The organism is Paenibacillus sp. 1A_MP2 (assembly GCF_052244825.1).
Lineage (GTDB): Bacteria > Bacillota > Bacilli > Paenibacillales > Paenibacillaceae > Paenibacillus > Paenibacillus vandeheii.
In genome coordinates, this window is sequence record NZ_JBQQCS010000001.1 from 1,442,980 (window position 1) to 1,462,513 (window position 19,534).

Annotated in this window: 12 protein-coding genes and 3 pseudogenes; all 15 read left to right on the forward strand. The window is 48.2% G+C overall.

Annotated features, from left to right (window positions below; genetic code table 11):
• Positions 1-227 precede the first annotated feature (227 nt).
• The 15 genes and pseudogenes from ACTWJ7_RS07220 (at position 228) to ACTWJ7_RS07290 (ending at position 19,323) form a co-directional block, all read left to right on the forward strand.
• Complete coding sequence (locus ACTWJ7_RS07220; RefSeq protein ID WP_301879836.1) at positions 228-1,244, forward strand: LacI family DNA-binding transcriptional regulator; 1,017 nt, start codon at positions 228-230, stop codon at positions 1,242-1,244.
• A 156-nt stretch (positions 1,245-1,400) separates the two neighbouring features.
• Positions 1,401-3,730: pseudogene (locus ACTWJ7_RS07225) on the forward strand (glycoside hydrolase family 65 protein).
• Between the two features lie 27 nt (positions 3,731-3,757).
• Positions 3,758-5,044 (forward strand): ABC transporter substrate-binding protein, encoded by a 1,287-nt coding sequence (locus tag ACTWJ7_RS07230; RefSeq protein WP_024631407.1) that lies wholly within the window; start codon positions 3,758-3,760, stop codon positions 5,042-5,044.
• A 59-nt stretch (positions 5,045-5,103) separates the two neighbouring features.
• Positions 5,104-6,000, forward strand: a complete 897-nt coding sequence (locus tag ACTWJ7_RS07235) for a carbohydrate ABC transporter permease (RefSeq protein ID WP_024631406.1) — start codon at positions 5,104-5,106, stop codon at positions 5,998-6,000.
• A 179-nt stretch (positions 6,001-6,179) separates the two neighbouring features.
• Positions 6,180-6,856, forward strand: a pseudogene (locus ACTWJ7_RS07240) (carbohydrate ABC transporter permease).
• A gap of 55 nt (positions 6,857-6,911) precedes the next feature.
• Positions 6,912-7,184, forward strand: a complete 273-nt coding sequence (locus tag ACTWJ7_RS07245) for a hypothetical protein (protein ID WP_443145246.1) — start codon at positions 6,912-6,914, stop codon at positions 7,182-7,184.
• Complete coding sequence (locus ACTWJ7_RS07250; RefSeq protein ID WP_443145247.1) at positions 7,148-9,106, forward strand: alpha-L-rhamnosidase-related protein; 1,959 nt, start codon at positions 7,148-7,150, stop codon at positions 9,104-9,106. Before ACTWJ7_RS07245 ends, ACTWJ7_RS07250 begins: the two co-directional genes overlap by 37 nt.
• Before the next feature lie 215 nt (positions 9,107-9,321).
• The gene (gene pgmB, locus ACTWJ7_RS07255) at positions 9,322-10,008 is read left to right on the forward strand and encodes a beta-phosphoglucomutase (protein ID WP_443145248.1); all 687 of its coding nucleotides are present in this window, start codon (positions 9,322-9,324) and stop codon (positions 10,006-10,008) included.
• 46 nt (positions 10,009-10,054) lie between these two features.
• On the forward strand, positions 10,055-11,698 hold the full coding sequence (locus ACTWJ7_RS07260) for a glycoside hydrolase family 13 protein (protein WP_301879833.1): 1,644 nt from the start codon (positions 10,055-10,057) through the stop codon (positions 11,696-11,698).
• Positions 11,699-11,837: 139 nt separating this feature from the next.
• Positions 11,838-12,677: a 5-dehydro-4-deoxy-D-glucuronate isomerase gene (gene kduI / locus ACTWJ7_RS07265; protein WP_024631400.1), complete on the forward strand. Its 840-nt coding sequence runs from the start codon at positions 11,838-11,840 to the stop codon at positions 12,675-12,677.
• Between the two features lie 264 nt (positions 12,678-12,941).
• Entirely contained in the window at positions 12,942-13,700 is a 759-nt protein-coding gene (locus ACTWJ7_RS07270) for a DeoR/GlpR family DNA-binding transcription regulator (protein ID WP_079350087.1), read from the forward strand.
• Positions 13,701-13,783: 83 nt separating this feature from the next.
• Entirely contained in the window at positions 13,784-14,536 is a 753-nt protein-coding gene (gene kduD, locus ACTWJ7_RS07275) for a 2-dehydro-3-deoxy-D-gluconate 5-dehydrogenase KduD (RefSeq protein WP_053779016.1), read from the forward strand.
• A gap of 35 nt (positions 14,537-14,571) precedes the next feature.
• The gene (locus ACTWJ7_RS07280) at positions 14,572-15,432 is read left to right on the forward strand and encodes a sugar phosphate isomerase/epimerase family protein (RefSeq protein WP_443145249.1); all 861 of its coding nucleotides are present in this window, start codon (positions 14,572-14,574) and stop codon (positions 15,430-15,432) included.
• A gap of 234 nt (positions 15,433-15,666) precedes the next feature.
• Positions 15,667-16,974 (forward strand): homocysteine synthase, encoded by a 1,308-nt coding sequence (locus ACTWJ7_RS07285; protein ID WP_079350085.1) that lies wholly within the window; start codon positions 15,667-15,669, stop codon positions 16,972-16,974.
• A gap of 338 nt (positions 16,975-17,312) precedes the next feature.
• Positions 17,313-19,323, forward strand: a pseudogene (locus ACTWJ7_RS07290) (heavy metal translocating P-type ATPase).
• Positions 19,324-19,534: the final 211 nt, after the last annotated feature.

A 19,534-nucleotide genomic window follows, 5' to 3' on the forward strand; every position in this document is an offset into this window, starting at 1 on the left:
CTTTATCGAAATGTTTTTGCAATAGATTAACGGATCTCCCGACTTTAGTTAAAAGGTCGGGAGATTTTTTTTACCCATTTGTTTATACTGATTGCGGGTAGATTAAGGAAGGAGACTTTCCGCGTTTATAAAAGATGAGAATATTGTCGAAAATAGTTCTTGATTTTTTTTCTTGAATCCGTATACTCAGAAATATAAGTAATCCGAAACGTTTTGGAGGAAAGCAATTGGCTACAATTAAAGACATATCACAAATGACGGGATTTTCGATTACGACTGTATCCAGAGCATTGAATGGGTACTCGGACGTCAGCGATAGTACGCGCAAACTGATTAAGGAAGCCGCCGAAACCCTGAACTATAGTCCAAATGGTCTAGCGAGAGGCCTGGTCATGAAGGAAACCAAAACGCTGGGGTTGCTCGTATCAGGCATGACGTACAAAAACATCGATAACAACTTTGTTTTCGAAGTGCTTTGCGGTATTAATGACAGCGCTGCCAACTCAGATTATGATCTGATCTTGTTTAGCACGAATACAGCGAAGCAAAAGATGAAAACGTACACACAGCTGTGCAGGGAACGAAAAGTGGATGGTGTCATTCTTCAGGGAGTGAAAACGGATGATCCATATTTGCAGGAAGTATTGGACAGTGACATTCCTTGTGTATTGATTGATATACCCATTCACAGTGAGTATGTTGGTTTTGTATCAACAAATCATAAACAAAGTGCACAGGCTGCTGTAGAGCACCTTATTGGTTTGGGGCATCGGCAGATTGCCATGGTGAACGGTTACCCCGAGGCTTTTGTATCCAAGGAGCGTTATGAAGGATATTCCGATGCAATGCGCAATGCAGGATTAAGCCTGAAGCCTGAATGTATTGTAAACGGGAATTTTACGGAAGAGGAAGCACAGCAACAAGCTTCTGAATTGTTAAAGGCTTACCCGGAAATTACCGCAATCTTTTGTGCAAGCGACATGATGGCTCTGGGTGTAATGAAGGCTGCGAATGAACTAGGCATCTCTATACCGGATGAATTGTCTATAGTTGGATTTGACGACATTCCAACAGCCGCCTATTTTCAACCACCACTCACGACCATCGGACAGAATATGTATCAGTTGGGACATGAGGCTGCAAACCTGCTGATGGGCATGCTGAAATCGGAAGATAGCCCCAAATTTAATATTTTGCAAAATGAATTGGTTTTGAGATCCTCGACAGCCAAACCAGGTCGCTGAGTTTAGCTGAGAATACGTTCGCGAGGTATTGCAAAATGAAATGAGAAGAGAAGAGCACCGAAATGTTTTATTATATCCGAAACGTTTCGGTATTATTTTCACTCTAATCCAAAACGTTTCGGATACAACATAAGATAGACATAGGGGGAATACAAATTGCTGAAATACGATGCAGGACAAGGAGAATGGAGTAACTGGCTGGTAACTGAAACGGGGTTTGATCCGGCTCATCAAGGGAAAGGCGAGGCTGTGCTTTCACTTGGAAACGGCTACATGGGGCTTCGCTCCGCAACGGACGAAAATTATGTTGGACAGGTACGGAACTGGTTCGTGACTGGAACGTTCAATAAATTTGACGAGCATGAAGTAACAGAACTCCCCAATGCAGCAGATGTGACGGAGCTTTCAATCACTCTTAATGGGGAAACCTTCAGCTTGGAAAAGGAAGAACGATTAGCTACAGTCGTCAACTGAATCTCAAGAACGGTGAGCTGACCCGTAATGTAGTCTGGCAGAGCCCGACAGGAGAAAGCTTTGATCTTCAATTCCGCCGCTTTGTTTCCTTGAGCAACCGTCATCTGGTTGGTTCATCCGTAAGCATCAAGCCACTGGATGGACAAGCGCATGTTCACATTGCGTCCGGTATTAATGGACAATGGACGAACTCGGGTGCGCAGCATTTCACGGAAGGCGAAAAACGGATATTTGAAAAGACTTATATTCAAATGACGTCAACGACGACACAATCGGCAGTTGATTTTGTAACCAATACGGTGCACCACTGGCAGCTGAATGGTGAAAAGGTTGAGCCGGAATTGCGTCAAACGATGGGACGCCGCAAGGTAGGTATTGAAGGCACATTGACCGTGGAAGCCGGACAATCGGTGACACTGGAGAAAATCTCGAATGTGCATACCAGCCGTGATCTGGTTTACAGAGACGGTGGATATTCACTGGAGCAAATGCGTGAATCGGCGCTGACAGAGCTGAAGCAGGAATCACAAAAAGGGTATGATCAGCTATTTCGTGAAAGCGCTAACGCCTGGGCGGATACCTGGTCCACGTACAACATTGAGGTGGACAGCACAAGCGGATATGACCAGCTTGCCATTCGTTTTGCCATTTACCACCTCGTCATTATGACACCTGCTCATGATAATCGCATGGGAATCGGCGCCAAAGGGTTAAGTGGCGAAGGGTACAAGGGACATTCCTTTTGGGATACGGAAATCTTCATCCTTCCATTCTTCATCTACAGCAACCCCAAGATCGCAAGATCCTTGCTGGAATATCGATATCAGGGGTTGGATGGAGCCAGAAGCAAAGCCAAGGAGAACGGATTCGAAGGAGCCATGTACCCATGGGAAGCTGCCTGGATCGAAGATGGCGAAGTTACACCGGTATGGGGAGATGTAGATATCGTAACCGGCGAACAGACGAAAATCTGGTCGGGCTTCATTGAACAGCACATCACCTCCGATATTGCTTATGCCGTTTGGCATTATGTGCAATCTACCGGGGATGAAGCGTTTATGGATCAATATGGTTACGAGATCATTTTTGACACAGCAACGTTCTGGGCCAGCCGTCTGGAGTGGGATGAGGCCAAGGGCCGCTATCACATCAATGAGGTTGTTGGACCGGATGAATATAAGGAACATGTGGACAACAATGCATTCACTAACCATATGGCTCACTTTAATATGGAGCTGGCCATTCAATATTTTGAGAAGCTTCAACAGGAGAAACCAGAGTTGCTCAAGGCATTGTCGGCGAAGCTTGATCTGACATCTGCTCGGGAAGCATGGAACAAGCTGGACCAGATGTATCTGCCAGGGCCAAATGAGCAAGGACTTATTCCACAAGATGATACTTACTTGCAGAAGAAAGTCATTGATCTTACTCCTTATAAAAATCAGACCAAAGTCGCCAGCATCTTCAATGACTACAACCTGGATCAGGTTGGTGAAATGCAAATTTCGAAGCAGGCTGACATCATGATGCTGTTCTTCCTGCTTGAGAATAAATTCGAACCGGATATCAAACGTGCCAACTACGATTACTACGAGGAAAAAACGTTGCATGATTCCTCATTGTCCCTGTCGACGCACAGTATCCTTGCCAGTGACTTCGGTAACCGTCCGCTCGCTTACGATCTGTTCCGTCGGGCGTCCGAGATTGATCTGGGACCGCATATGCACTCTTCGGATGCAGGCATCCACTCCGCTTCTCTGGGCGGAATATGGGAATGTGTTGTGATGGGATTTGCCGGAGTTCGTATGTTGGATGGTCAGCTTCACCTCGATCCAAAGCTGCCTGAGTCCTGGAGCAGCCTGAAATTCCCGCTCTACTGGCAAAACCAGTTGTTGCATATCACAATCACGCCCGAGGGTATTCTAATCGAGAGTGATGCAGAGGAAGAAATTTCTCTCCTTCTGTCCGGTCAGCAAGTTACTTTCAGCAAACGGTTTCAAACCTTGGTTTAATATAAATCCATGTGGGAGGTCATTCAAATGAAAAAAGGGTCCGCAAGTTTGGTCATGATGCTTGTTTTGGTTTTGGTATTGTCTGCTTGCTCTTCAGGTGGAAGCAACAGTGCGGAGGGAGGCAAAGCAGAAAAAGTGAAGCTTACCTTCTCGGTTTGGGGAGATGTCAACTCCGGTGCGGATGAAGTAAAACTTGCTGAAGAGTTTAATGCGGCACATCCGGATATCGAAGTGAAGTTTGAGCCAATTCCAAGTGAAGGTTATGGAACGAAGCTCACTACATCCCTGGCAGCCGGTCAAGCACCAGACGTATTTCTGGTTGGTGAAGGCGACTACTACAAATACGTTGATAAAGGTGTAATTGAACCACTTGATGATTATCTGAGCAAAGATACTTCTTTTAATCTGGATATTTTCCAAAAGGATCTGATTGAAAATATGAAAATCGAAGGCAAGCAATACTATTTGCCTAAAGATTTCAACCCACTTGCCCTGTGGTACAACAAACGCATGTTTGACGAAGCGGGAATCCCTTATCCAACAGATGAGTGGACATGGGATGACATGATCGCAACTGCACAAAAACTGACCAAAAAAGATGGTAATAAATATACGCAATTCGGATTCAATGCTGGTAAATGGGAATATCCAATCTATACGTACCTTTGGGATTACGGTACAGACATCGCGAATGAGGATGGAACGGCTGCTGAAGGTTACATGAACAGTGACAAAACGATTGCGGCAATGGATCAATACGTTTCCTGGTCTCAAGGAGATAGCCGTGTATCCCCGACACCACTGGATTCCGAAACACTTGGCGGAGATTCATCGATGTTCATGACAGACAAGCTCGCCATGATGATTACAGGTCGTTGGATCAAGGGTGATCTCGACAAATCCGATGTTCAATATGGTTCTGCACTGATTCCACAAAATACGGACGGTACTCGTTCAAGCATCATCGCAAGTGCGGGTTGGGCGATTAACGCAGCTGGTAAAAATAAAGAAGCTGCATACGAACTCGTGAAATGGCTCTCGGGCACAGATGCACAGAAGCTTCGCTCTGCGAACGGTAAAGTATTGCCAGCAACTGTGAAAGAACTGGACGAAGTCAAAGCCAAAGAAGTAGCAGACAAACCGGTCATCGAAATGATGGATTATGCTAAAAAACCGGTAACCATGCGTTCTACAAACGGACCTGTGTTTGTTGAAGAATTCACCAAGGCACTGGAAAAAGTGCTGCTTGGCAAACAGGATGTCAAAGGCGCTCTGGATGAAGCTGCGAAGAATGTTGACAGCAAAATCAAGTAAAAACCATGCGGGTGAGTCGGCGGCCATGCTGATTCACCCTCTTCATCAAGGAGGCAGCTATGCGTAATTCTAAATCCGAGCGTGCCGGGTATTGGTTCATTTTACCTTGGCTTATAGGCTTGTTGCTCTTTACCATTGGTCCAATGTTGTTTTCCCTGCTGCTGGCTTTTAGCAAATGGGATATTATTACCGGCGTAAAGTCGATCGAATGGGTCGGTCTGGATAACTTCAAAACGATGTTCCATGATGAGCTGTTCTACCAATCGTTGAAAGTTACCTTTATTTTTGCGTTGGTATCCGTACCGCTGTATCAAGTAGCTTCTCTGCTAATCGCCTTGCTGCTGAATATGCGGAACAGAGGCATGAAATTTTTCCGATTGATCTATTTCATGCCATCTGTTATTCCGGCTGTAGCGGCATCCATGATGTGGATTATGATTTTCAATCCGGAATATGGGATTCTGAACCGTGCGCTTGGCTTTTTCGGAGTACAGGGGCCGGCTTGGCTTCAAGACCCGAGCTATGCACTGGGCGCACTGATTGTCATGGGGTTGTGGGGTGTCGGCAACACGATCATCATTTATTTGTCCGGCTTGCAGGGAGTTCCCGAAGAGCTGTATGAAGCTGCCAATCTGGATGGGGCGGGACCATTTCAAAGGTTCTTCAACATTACATTGCCTATGATTTCTCCAACGGTTTTCTTCAACGTTATTATGGGTATCATCGGCGGATTCCAGTATTTCACACAAGCATTTGTTATGACCAACGGGGGACCGCTTAACTCGACCCTGTTCTACAACTTGTACCTGTACAATAAAGCTTTTACCGATTTTGAAATGGGTTATGCTTCGGCACTCTCTTGGGTATTGTTCATCATCATTCTGGCGTTTACGTTGCTGGTCATCCGCAGTTCTTCGATGTGGGTCTATTACCAGGGCGATAACGAAAAGGATTGAGAGGAGGACAAATGATGAATCAAGCAACGACACGGAAACCGGTCTACTCGAAACTATTCTCTATGCTCATGCTTCTCGCTGGTGCGGCCGTCGTGCTGATCCCGCTGTTATGGACGTTTGCAACGTCTCTTAAAACGCCTGCCGAGGTGTTCAAAGATGATTTTTTTCCGGCTGTATGGATGTGGTCCAACTATAAAAATGCCGTTCTGGCCATCCCGTTTTTTACATTTTTGAAAAATACGCTGATTATTCTGATTCCGGTATTAGTCGGTACCGTGTTCTCGTCTGCCCTATGTGCGTATGGTTTTGCCCGGTTTAATTTCCGCGGCAAACGCACGCTGTTCCTGGTGCTGCTGGCGACGATGATGCTGCCTTCGCAGGTAACGATGATTCCGATGTTCATCATGTTCAAGGAAATCGGCTGGGTTGATACATTTTTACCACTCATTATTCCTGCATTCTTCGGGGGCGGGGCATTCAACATCTTCCTGATCCGTCAATTCATGCGCGGTATTCCGCGGATCTCGATGAGTCCGCTTTTGTGGACGGAGCCAACAAAATGCAGATTTTCACCAAAATCATGCTGCCGTTGTCTATGCCGCCGCTGATTGCTGTTTCTATCTTTACCTTTATGGGTGTATGGAATGACTTCCAGGGACCGCTCATTTATCTGAACTCCAGTGAGAAATATACGCTGGCTCTCGGATTGTCCATGTTCAAAGGGCTTTATAACGTGGAATGGAACATGCTGATGGCTGCGACGATGCTGATTATGCTTCCACCACTTATTGTATTCTTTGTTGCACAAAAATACTTTATTGAAGGCATTTCCATCTCTTCTGCAATCAAGGGCTAATCGTCCATATTACAGAAGAGATAAGCGGTGAGCCAAACCGCAGAGGAGGACAACCATGGCCACATTAACAAGCAGACATCCATTTAATTTGTATTATAACGCAGGTGAATACGTAAAAATTTGCGGTACCCAGGACGGATATTTTCCTGATTTCGGGCATCATATGGCTAACGAAATGGGCGGTGTATGGCTTCATCCGATCAAGCTGCTGGACGGTTTCTGGCTGAAGGTAACCGATCTCGATCGCAACATTGCCGTATGGGCAAGGGCAGACGGATTTACAAGCGAATCATGGGTGGAAGCCGTTTCGATTATGATCATGGTTTGAGTCACATTCCGGTATCCATCGAACGCAGTCAATTTGCCCCTGATTATGAAAAAGGCATGGTCGCAGAGTATGAGATCAGCGCTTACGGCAAAGGAACAACCCGGCTCAAGCTGGAACTGCTGTCACGTACCGATCTACGTCCGGTCTGGTATTCCGATGAGATCGGAATCATCCCAGGAGTGGGTGAAACGGCAGAAGCCATTTCTTCACGCAAGGTCATCGTAAAAGATGACGCCCAAGACTGGTATGCCATGATTGGCAGTGACCTGCCGGGAACGGAAATGACAGTTGGGCCTGAGATTTATGGACCGGAACTGACGGCAGGCAAAGGCACAGGGATTTCTTTTGTAACAGAGTGCTCGCTGGAGGAGAAGGATGTGTTCCGCTTCCGGTTATTTGTTGCCGGGTCAGAGTCGTCCCGTGAAGCTTGTGAGCAGACTTATGCAGTCATTGAACGTGACCACGTTCGTTTGAAAGAGCAGAAGCAGCAGTTCTACGATAAGCTGGATCAGCGCTCAGTGCTTACCATTGAAGGTGAAGATGAGCTGAACGAGCAATTTGCCTGGGTGAAGCGCAATAATCAGTGGCTGGTACAGCAAGTGGACGGAATCGGTCGCGGATTGACGGCAGGTGGACCCACGTATCCGTGGTGGTTCGGCTGTGATAGTACGTATGCGCTTCAGGGTGTGCTTGCTACGGGAGACCATCAATTGGTGCGTGATACGCTGAATTTGTTGCTGGAGAAATCGAAAGAAGCAAATGGTAATGGACGTTTTGTGCATGAAGTGACTACGATCGGAGCCGTATCTAATCGCGGAAACACGCAGGAGACGGCACACTATATCGCCTTTGTATGGGAAATGTTCCTGTGGACGGGGGACGATGCACTTCTGCGCGAGCATTACGACTACTGTATTCAGGGCATCGACTGGCTGCTGGACGAGATGGATCCGGACGGAGATCTGTTCCCTTCCGGTTACGGTATCATCGAGATTGCCGGCTTGAATATGGAGCTGATTGATAGTGCCGTATATACAGCGAAGGCTCTTCAGGCGCTAGAGCACATGAGTCTCTATTTGGGTGAAACGAAGCGGCACCAGACCTATCAAAAACTCGCGGAACAAGCGGTACGCGCGGTGAATGATGTGTATTGGTCCGAAAAAGATAGCCTTTATGCGGATGCGGTTGCACCTATTTCCGATATTGTGCCCAAGGTGGATTACATGGTTTCTCTCGCTGAAAAGCAGGGGATCACAGACTACCGGGAGTACGTGGAAGGATTGTTGGCTGATGCGGGAGACGATCAGAATGATCGTGGCTGGCTGCTGAACAAAAACTGGGTTATTGTTACGCCGATGGAAGCGGGAATTGCCGATCAGGATAAAGCACAGCGTGCTCTGGAAGCGATGCGGAACCGGGACTTCATCGGTGAATACGGTACTTATCTTGCTGCCATGTATCAACAGGGTACGATGACAATCTCTACCGGAGCGCATGCCGTTGCCGAAGCGGCTTACGGGCATCCGGATCACGCGCTGGATTTGCTGCGCCGGATGGGGAAAAGCTTCTCACGTGTACTGCCGGGTTCGTTCTCGGAGATGTCCCCGGACTACGGCTGTGTAGTGCAGGCATGGACGATCTATGCATTTGCCGTGCCTGTAGTACGGCATTTCTTCGGAGTTCAGCCGGAAGCACAAAAGCGCCAGTTGACGATATCACCTGTATTGCCACAGGCGTGGGCTGACAAGAAGTGCAGTCTGGAGCATCTGATGGTAGGCGAAGCAGAGTTCAATATTCATTTTGAATCCCGTGAGGGCAAACGGGTTGCGAGCATTTTCAACGAATCAGGCTGGACGGTCGTTCTGGACTGGAAGGGTGAGAGACGGGAAAGCAACGAGAAACGAATTGAATGGCAACTATAATGTTCAACTAAACATTTACACGATAACGGAGAGGGCAGAAATAACCTGAAGAAGCAGCGCGTTCGCCTTTATCCCCGGATTTTCCCTTCTGAGAAGGATATCAAAAAAATCTCGGGATAACAGCGATCGAAAGGTTGTTCTGTCATCGTAGTGGCCAGTGTAAATAACTTTTAGTTGAACTTATCTAGAGCAATGACATGGGGAGGAACGGAAAGATGAAAGGGAACGGAGCACTTCAAGCCGTTATTTTTGATTTGGATGGTGTCATCACCGATACGGCAGAGTACCATTATGTTGCATGGAAGCAGCTTGGAGAAGAGCTGGACATCCCGTTTGACCGCGAGTTCAACGAGCAGTTAAAGGGCATTAGCCGCGGGGAATCGCTGGAGCGCATTTTGCGTCTGGGTGGTAAAGAAAATACGTATTCGGCAGAGGAAAAGGAAGAATTCGCAAGCCGTAAAAATGAACATTATGTATCGCTGCTGGACTCGCTGACACCGGAACACACCTACCCTGGAATTCGGGAATTGCTGCTTGAGCTGCAAGCCTCCGGCATTCCGGCGGTCATCGCCTCCGCGAGCAAAAACGCACCCCAAATTTTGAAGGCGCTGGAGCTGGATTCGCTGTTCCGGTATGTGGTACATCCGGATTCGGTACCACACGGCAAACCCGCACCTGATCTGTTCCTGCGAGGAGCAGAAGAAGTGGGTGCTGACGTGAAGGCCTGCATCGGCATCGAGGATGCGCAGGCGGGCGTTGAGGCCATCAAAGCCGCAGGCATGATCGCTGTGGGTATTGGCGAAGAAGCTGTGCTCAAAGGTTCCGGAGCGGACGTGGTGTTGAAGGATACGACACAGCTAACGCTGTCTTTTCTGGTAAGCACATTGAGAGAGACTCGCTGAAAGAAGTTTAATGAAGTAAAGTAATGCGAGAAAGGGGAGATGCAGCATGAACCGGGCGTGGTGGAAAGAAGCCGTTGTGTACCAGGTCTACTGGCGGAGCTTCCTGGATGCGAATGGGGATGGCATCGGGGATTTGCAAGGCTTGATGCTCAAGCTCGACTATATCAAAAGTCTAGGTATTGATGTCATCTGGCTTAATCCGATTTATGAATCACCGGATAAAGACAACGGGTACGATATCGCTGATTATTACCGCATTATGGCGAAAGCCGGAACGATGGAGCAGTTTAAGCAGTTACTGGACAAGGTCCATGAACTGGGCATGAAGCTCATTATGGATCTGGTGGTCAATCATACATCAGAGCAGCATGCATGGTTTGCGGAATCGCGTTCATCCGTCGATCATCCGAAACGGGACTGGTATATTTGGAAGCCGGGTAAGACGGATGGCCCGCCGAACAACTGGCGTTCCTATTTCGAACCGTCGACATGGACTTATGACGAGCGGACAGGGGAGTATTATTTCCATTCCTTTGCCAAGGAGCAGCCTGATCTGAATTGGGAAAATGCTGAACTGCGTCAGGAGATTTATCGGATGATGCGTTTCTGGCTGGATCAGGGCATTGACGGCTTCCGCATGGATGTCATTAATTTGCTGGCCAAGCTGGAAGGCTTCCCGGATGCGGAGCACCCGGAGCATATTGATTATCTGGGCAATAATCCGGGCATTCATGAATATTTGCAGGAAATGAACCGGGAGGTTCTCCAGCATTATGACATCATGACTGTGGGGGAAATTCCGTTTGTCACACCAGAGGATGGCCTTCTGTATGTGGGGGATAACCGGAAAGAGCTGCATACATTATTCCACTTCCAGGTGGCAGATGACATGCCTACATGGGATCTGGCACGGTACAAGGAAATTCAGGAGAGCTGGTACGAAGCGTTCCGCAATGAAGGATGGAACTCCCAGTTCCTGAACAATCACGATCACACACGACAGGTTTCAAGGTACGGCAATGATGGACAATACCGTGTGGAATCAGCCAAACAACTGGCGACCATGATTCATACCCTTCCGGGCACACCGTACATTTTCCAGGGAGAGGAGATCGGCATGACGGGTGTCCGGTTCTCTTCCATTGATGAATATCATGATATTGCCATGAAGAACAAGTATAAGGAAGAGATAGGCAAAGGCCGTGCGCCAGATGAAGTGCTTCGCAGTCTTCAGCCGCTGAGCCGGGATAATTCCCGCACACCAATGCAGTGGGACAGCACCAAGCACGCCGGGTTTACCGAAGGTCAGCCTTGGATGCAGGTGAATCCCAACTACGAAGAAATTAATGTGGAGCGGGATTTGGCCGCGCAGGACTCCATATTTGCATATTATCAGCAACTGATCGCCCTGCGTAAAACGCACGCGGTTATGGTCTATGGAGATTATCGTGACCAATCGGCAGGGGAAGAGCATGTATATGCCTATAGCCGCAGTCTGGATGGAGAGACATGGCTTGTCATTCTCAATCATTCGGATCAGGAGCAGTCCTATCGTCTGCCTGCTTCATTCGCTGATCGAACCACGAGTGCCCGCTTGGTCATTGGCAATCTGAATCGGCCAACCTCTGATGAGGTTAGTACTGGCACCCTTCGTTTGCTTCCTTACGAGGCACTTATTTACGCCCTATAAACCATCGCAAGTTAACTTAGCCTGACGGGGATTTCCCCGTCGGGTTCTTTTTTATAAAAAAAGGTACACAAAAGATACACAATGAACTAAAATAAACTTATATGAACATTATCTGACTCACGAAAGGAATGGATAAATGATGCAAAACCGATATGCTGCACACCCGAATGAAGTAAAAACGTATGATACTGCCCGTCTGCGCGAGGAATTCCTGATGGAGCAGCTGTTTGCAACAGATGAATTGGTGACGGTATACTCTCATGTAGATCGTTATATTGTAGGAACGGCTGTACCTCAAAGCAAGGATATCGCACTTGAAGTGAATCTGAAGGATATCGGAACGAACTTTTTCCTGGAGCGTCGTGAAATCGGTATCATTAATGTTGGAGGCCACGGAACCGTGACAGCTGACGGTCAAGGATACGAGATCGGTGCAAAAGAGTGCCTATATATCGGCAGAGGTGTAAAAGAAGTTGTATTTAAGAGCAACGGCAACGAACAGCCGGCCCAGTTTTATTTTGTATCCACACCTGCGCACCATACGTATCCTACGCAAAAGGCAACCCAGGAGCAGGCTCAGCCGAACCATCTCGGCAGCATTGAAAGCTCTAATGAACGGACGATTTATCGCTATATCCACCAGGGAGAAGGCGGGATCCAGAGCTGCCAGCTGGTGATGGGCATTACGGAACTCGACAAGGGCAACATGTGGAACACCATGCCTGCACATACCCACAACCGCCGTTCCGAAGTATACTTGTACTGGAACCTGCCGGAAGATGGCGTCGTATTCCACATGATGGGCGAGCCAAACGAAACACGGCATCTGGTTGTACGTGACCGTCAGGCCATCATTTCCCCAAGCTGGTCCATCCATAGTGGTGTCGGTACGAGCAGCTATACCTTCTGCTGGGCAATGGCTGGTGAAAACCAGACGTTCGAGGATATGGACGGCGTGGCAATGAAGGACCTGAAATAATAAATTACAAATATCTTTTTTAAGTTGAACTCAAGAAGACACGAGAACGGAGGGGACAGAAAGGACCTGAAGAAGCGAAGCTAAAAGCATTCTGGAAAGAAAGCTGCTTCGGAAGCATAAGCTTGTCTTTATCACCGGATTTTCCCCTTGAAGAAGGGGATCAAAAAAATCTGGGGATAAGAGCGATCGGAAGGTTTTCTGTACCTGAAGTGTTATGTGTTAAACTTGTTACCTTAATAAAGATGTATAGGAAGTTGATCTGTGATGAATCCATTGAAAAGACATGAAAAAATTATGGAGGCTCTGCTGGAACGGCAGGAAGTCACCGTCAGTGATCTGAGTGAGCTGCTGCAGGTGACGGGCAAAACTGTACGAGAGGATCTCGATAAGCTGGAAAGTATGGGATTGCTCGTACGTGTCCATGGAGGTGCGATGCTGGCTCAGAACGACCAGTATGGTATTCTTACGAGTCGTGGAGCAACGGAAAAGCATCATTCCGAGAAAACGGAGATTGCCGAGCGAGCTCTTGCGTATATCCGCCCAGGAGATATTGTTGCGTTGGACGGCGGAAGCACCACACTGGAGATGGCGAAGCGCCTGGACAATCAATCGATTACTGTGGTTACCAATGATCTGTTCATTATTGCGGAGCTGACCAAAAAGGAACAGGTGCGGCTGGTTGTGCCAGGCGGAGCAAGAGTGCGCAATATGCTGGTGGGAGACGATACGGCGGCCTTCATTTCCGGGCTTAACATTCATAAAGCGTTTATCTCAACGACGGCACTTCATCCTGAATTTGGACTTTCCATATACACAGGAGATCTGGTTCCACTGAAAAAAGCAATGATTTCTGCTTCTCAGCAGGTCTATGGCGTCGTGGATCATTATAAATTTGGACAATTTGCCCTTCGGACCTTTGCACACTGTTCGGAGCTGGATTGCATCATCAGCGACAGTCGTCTGGATGAGGAAACAGCAGCCCTATACAGGCAAAATGGCATCGAAGTGGATTATCAGAGCTGACCTTCAGTTCCACAGTGGTTACGTGACTGCCGAAGCTGAAGTACAGGGTTTGTATACCAATTAAGCATGCGGAGGAATCATTCATGAACCCATTTGATTTAAGCGGACAAGTTGCACTTGTCACTGGTACATCGGGAGGACTGGGGCAAGGAATGGCGATTGGCCTTGCTGAAGCCGGGGCAGATGTTGTGCTGGTGTCTTACTCCAATCCATCGGAAACAGCGCGTGCCATTGAAGCTCTCGGACGTAAAGCCTATGTGATTGAAGCTGATTTGAGCCGTGAGGATGAACTGACCGGGGTGTTTGAGAAGGCATTAGCCTTTCAGGGAAGAATCGATATTCTGGTCAACAATGCGGGAATTATTCGTCGCACGCCTGCAGCTGACCACGGACAACAGGATTGGCATGATGTCATTGGTCTTAACCTGAATACGGTATTTTTCCTGAGCCAATTGGCCGGCAGACATATGATTGAACGCGGGAGCGGCAAAATCATCAACATTGCATCCATGCTGTCCTATCAGGGCGGAATTAACGTACCGGGATACACGGCCAGTAAACATGGGGTAGCCGGTTTAACGAAAGCACTCGCGAATGAGTGGGCAGGTAAAGGCGTTCAGATCAACGGGATTGCACCAGGCTATATGGAAACAGACAATACAACTCAGATTCGCGCCGATGAAAATCGTTACCGTGACATCACGGCACGGATTCCGGCTGGTCGCTGGGGAACACCTGAGGATCTGAAAGGACCGGTGGTATTCCTGGCATCGGCGGCTTCGGATTATTTGAATGGTCACGTACTGAATGTGGATGGCGGCTGGATGGCTCGTTAAACCTGCGAGCGTCCGATTGCAAAGGAGGCAGTGACATGAAACTTGGTATTCTTGCGCATACGTTTGGCAAACAGCCTACAGCACAGCTTGCACAGACCATCGCGGATAACGGATTTAATTCGGTACAGCTGGCATTAGCCAAGGCGTTGTCGGATGTGGATTCAGGCAATGGCAAGCTGAGCCCTGGACTGGCGAATGAGATCGGAGATCAATTCGCACAGCGCGGGGTCAAGATTGCAGTACTGGGTTGCTACATTAACCCGATTGATCCTGATCCGGTGGCACGTCGTGCAGACATGGATCGATTCAAGGAACATTTGCGCTATGCCCGGGATTTTGGTTGCAGCATGGTGGCAACGGAGACCGGCGGCCTGGATACGTATCACGATACTCATCCGGATGGATATGAAGAAAAGGCGTGGTCGGTGCTGCGGGAGACGGTAGAGGAACTGGCGGAAGAGGCAGAAAAGTGGGGCGTTCATGCGGCGATTGAGCCTGTGTCAACCCATACGCTGCATACGCATGAACATATGATCCGCCTGTTTGAAGAGATTCCTTCATCCAATCTAGGCATGCTGTTCGATCCTTGTAATCTGATCAAACAGCCGCATGTGGCTAACCAGTCTGCATTCCTGCGTGAAGTGATGGAATCCCTGTATCAGCGCATCATTGTCATCCATGCCAAAGATGTGGCTTTCAATGCGCAAGGGGAGAAGTTCAATCCTGTGCCCGGCGAGGGCATTTTAGATTATCCGTTATTTTTTGAACTGTTAAAGACCTATAAACCACACATCGATATTTCACTAGAAGGGGTAACGGCGGAAGAAGCTGTTCCAGCGGCCAAGCATTTACGTGAGATATGGAATGGGGTTTCGGGTATAAACGGTAATGAGTGAGGCATCAGTCCAGTAGATGATAGTTGCAAACAATTCGGAGAACCTTTGCGGGAGCAAAGGTTTTTTTGGTATAGCGTTCGTAAGCCATCCATAATTAACATTTCTCATCGGAAAAATCGGAAATAATTCTTTTCAAAAGCGACATCTTGTGAGAGAATATGGAAAACATACGCCATCATGCCATGACATCTAGGGATTTGCCAAACCGTATAAGTTAAGGGAGGAAACAGATTTATGTCAAACGAGCGTGAGCTTTCATTTGAAACATTGGCAATTCATGCAGGCCAGGAGATTGATCCGACCACCCATGCACGTGCTGTACCGTTGTACCAAACAACATCCTACGGATTCCGTGATACGGAGCATGCAGCCAATCTGTTTGGATTGAAAGAGTTTGGCAACATCTATACCCGTCTGATGAACCCGACCACGGATGTGTTCGAACAACGTATTGCTGCGCTTGAGGGAGGCGCTGGTGCTTTGGCTACTGCTTCCGGTCAGGCAGCGATTACGTTCTCCCTCTTAAACATCGCAGGTGCCGGAGACGAGATTGTTTCCGCAGCAAGTCTGTATGGGGGAACGTACAACCTGTTCTCAACCACACTACCGAAACTTGGCCTGGATGTAAAGTTTGTAGATTCCAGCGATCCGGAAAATTTCCGGGCGGCGATTACGGATAAGACCAAAGCATTGTACGCGGAAACGATCGGTAATCCGCAAGGCAACGTACTGGACATTGAAGCCGTGGCAGCTATTGCTCATGAACATGGCATTCCTTTGATTGTAGACAACACATTCCCAAGTCCATATCTGCTTCGTCCAATCGAGCATGGAGCTGATATTGTCGTTCATTCGGCCACCAAATTTATTGGCGGTCACGGTACATCCATTGGTGGTGTTATTGTGGACAGCGGCAAATTCGACTGGAAAGCGAGTGGCAAGTTCCCGGGACTGACAGAACCGGATTCCAGCTACCATGGCGTGGTGTATACGGACGCCGTTGGACCAATTGCATATATTATCAAAGCTCGTGTGCAATTGCTGCGTGACTTTGGTGCTACGATCTCACCTTTCAATTCATGGTTGCTCATTCAAGGACTGGAGACTCTGCATCTGCGTGTAGAACGTCATAGCAGCAACGCGCTGGCTGTGGCGCAATATCTGGAGAAGCATGAGGATGTGGAATGGGTCAGCTACGCTGGTTTGCCAAGTCACCCTTCCTATGAGCTGGCACAGAAGTATTTGCCGAAAGGCCAGGGAGCCATTCTGACCTTTGGTATCAAAGGCGGCGTTGACGCGGGTCGCAAATTAATTGAGAGTGTCAAACTGCTCTCTCACCTTGCTAACGTGGGTGACTCCAAGTCACTGATTATCCACCCGGCAAGTACGACGCACCAACAGCTGACAGAAGATGAGCAGACTGCAGCAGGCGTTAATCCGGAGCTGATTCGTTTATCTGTGGGTACAGAGAATATTCAGGATATTATTTACGATCTGGAGCAAGCCATTAAAGCAAGTCAGCAATCAAGCGTTAGTGTTTAATTCATAACGTTAATAAATTAAATTCACACGGGCCGCTTGTCCTTATGGACGAGTGGCTTTTTTTATTTTATACCGAAGGTGGGGAATACCCATTTACAAATGCAAAGCACAGGCATATAATAAAGCAAAAGTTGTATTGGGTAAAAATAATTGCATAAGTACAAAAATGATTATCATTCTCATTTGATTGCCATGCTGCTGCGGGATTCCCGCAGCAGCATGTGCCATTTTTAGGGCATTAACAATGGCTCTCATTCTCAATACGACAACATTCAGGGAACATGGCTGCATTAAAAATGCAGTCCACAACCCCATATTCAGAAAGGATTGTGATTCATATGCAAGCAGTACACCAACCCGTTCAAACGAAAGCAAAAGCTGAACAACGTTCAGCGAATACACCCGGTCCGGGCCGGGGACGCAAACCGGACTTTCGGGCCATGCTGCGCAACAAGGAAATGCAAGCTGCTCTGGGTAGTGGGCTTTTGATGCTCATGGCGTGGGCAACAGCATCGTGGTCCGATCCCGTATCCGTGGTGTTATATATTGTTGCTTATGCGATAGGTGGATGGACCAAGGCCAAAGAAGGTATAGAGACATTGGTCAAGGATCGTGACCTCGATGTGAATCTGCTCATGATTGCAGCATCGCTCGGAGCGGCAGCCATTGGCTACTGGAATGAAGGTGCCATGCTGATCTTTATTTTCGCGTTAAGTGGTGCCCTTGAAAGTTATGCGACGGAGCGCAGTCACAAGGATATTTCTTCGCTGCTGGCGCTCAAGCCGGAAACAGCGCTGCGGATTGAGGATGGGAACATGAATCTAGTATCCATCGAAGATTTGCAGCCTGGCGATCTGTTATTGGTCAAACCAGGCGAGTTAGTTCCGGCAGATGGCGTGGTGTTTCGTGGGAGCTCTTTTATCAATCAGGCCTCGATTACAGGAGAATCCTTACCGGTGGATAAAGCCGCTGGTGACGAAGTATTTGCAGGTACTGTGAACGGCGAAGGTGCTCTGTATGTGGAGGTAACTAAATCCGCTGAAGGATCGTTGTTTGGCAAAATCATTAAACTGGTGGAAGAGGCGCAGACGGAAGTGCCAGATTCCCAACGCTTTATTGAGCGATTCGAGGGGATATACGCCCGTATTGTTGTCGCTGTAACGTTGTTGGTCATTGGGGAATGCCGTTATTGCTTGGCTGGACATGGAATGACGCATTTTACAAAGCCATGGTCTTTCTGGTGGTGGCTTCACCTTGTGCACTGGTCTCTTCCATAATGCCGGTCATGTTATCAGCCATGTCCAGCAGTGCGCGTCGCGGTATTCTGTTCAAGGGTGGTGCTCATGTGGAGAACATGGCCCAGACCCGGGTGGTTGCTTTTGATAAAACGGGGACGTTGACGATGGGCACACCACAAGTAACAGACATTGTAACCGCAGAGGGCTATGATCGGGCACGGCTGCTAGGTGCGATAGCCGCCATTGAGAACCTTTCGATGCATCCGCTGGCTCGTGCCATTGTGGAACAAGCGACCAAAGAGGACATCGTACTGCCGATTGCCGAACAGGTTCAGGCTCTGACAGGCTGGGGAATTGAGGGAAACGTAGACGGTGTTCTCTGGAAAATTGGCAAAACGGACGTCATTGATTCAATGGGGTCGGAGAATGTGATATACGGAAACGACAATCAGAATGGATTAGGCGAGCAAGCGGTGAAAGACGCTTCTGTATGGAAGGATATTCGCTCCCGTCTGGAGGGAGAAGGCAAAACGGTGTCGGTTGTAACAGCGAACGGGAATTGGCAGGACTAATTGCGTTGAGGGATACAGTTCGGCCACAAGCGGCCGCCGCGGTGAAGAGGCTGGAAGCCATGGGCGTGAAAGTAGTGATGTTGACAGGCGACCGCCCTGAATCAGCAGCAGTGATCGCCCGTGAAACAGGCGTGAGCTTGGTATATGCAGGTTTGCTGCCCGAAGGTAAAGTGAAACAGGTGCATTTGCTTCGTGAACAGTATGGGCAAGTGCTGATGGTTGGGGATGGCGTAAATGATGCGCCTGCACTTGCGGCGGCAACGGTTGGTATGGGCATGGGTGTATCGGGTAGTGGCACGGCACTGGAAGTGGCGGATGTGGTGCTGATGAATGACAATATTGAAGAGATCGCCTGGGTGATCAGGCAGGCTCGACGGGCACAGCGGACGGTGAAGCAGAATATGTTTTTTGCCATTACGGTTATTCTTGCGCTGATTGCGGGCAATTTCCTGCAGGACGTTGCATTGCCATTGGGTGTGGTAGGCCATGAAGGCAGCACAATTCTGGTTATTCTGAACGGGTTGAGATTGCTGCGCTAATGAGAAGAGATAAGAAGAAGTTTACGTCTGGGACGGTGCTTCCTCAATTAATGAAGCTTAATTCAGCGTTTGAATCTCAAGTCAACGGGTAATGATTCAAAAGAGAAGATTCTAGATGGGCGTTCTGAATGGAACAGAATTATAGAGCGTTTATTCTATTGAAGATTAACCATATAAAATTTTAATCGCACAGACTGGCCGTTTGCCGCTG